Source organism: Rhizohabitans arisaemae, from assembly GCF_025996515.1.
Classification (GTDB): Bacteria; Actinomycetota; Actinomycetes; order Streptosporangiales; family Streptosporangiaceae; genus Rhizohabitans; species Rhizohabitans arisaemae.
On sequence record NZ_BLRH01000050.1, the window covers coordinates 1 to 400 of the forward strand.

General features: G+C 64.0%; 1 protein-coding gene. It reads left to right on the forward strand.

What is annotated here, in order from left to right:
* A partial coding sequence (locus tag RUR_RS26630; protein ID WP_283137943.1) for an ASCH domain-containing protein occupies positions 1-400 on the forward strand: 400 nt, incomplete at both ends.

Sequence of the window (400 nt, forward strand, 5' to 3'; positions counted from 1 at the left end):
ATGTCGATGCCATGGTCTGGCTGGTCAGTAGGATGCTCGCCGACCCCAAGCACTTCTACCGCTCCTATACCACCGCCGAACTCGACAGGATCATGACTGCACGCCCCACCATCAAGACGAGCGTGCGCGCCCGCGAGATGAACCTCTACCGTCGCTACTTCGATCTGGTGGCCGACGGCAGCAAGACCATCGAAGTCCGCGTCCAGTACCCCAACCTGCGCAACCTCGCCGCCGGCGACCACATCCGGTTCGTGTGCGGTCGTGACGACGCCCTTACCCGCGTCAAGCGTGTCACCCGCTACCCCTCCTTCGAGGAGATGCTCGACACCGAAGGCCCCGAGAAGGTCAACCCGACCAGCCCCCGCGACCAGCAGCTCGCCAATATCCGCCGCATCTACGG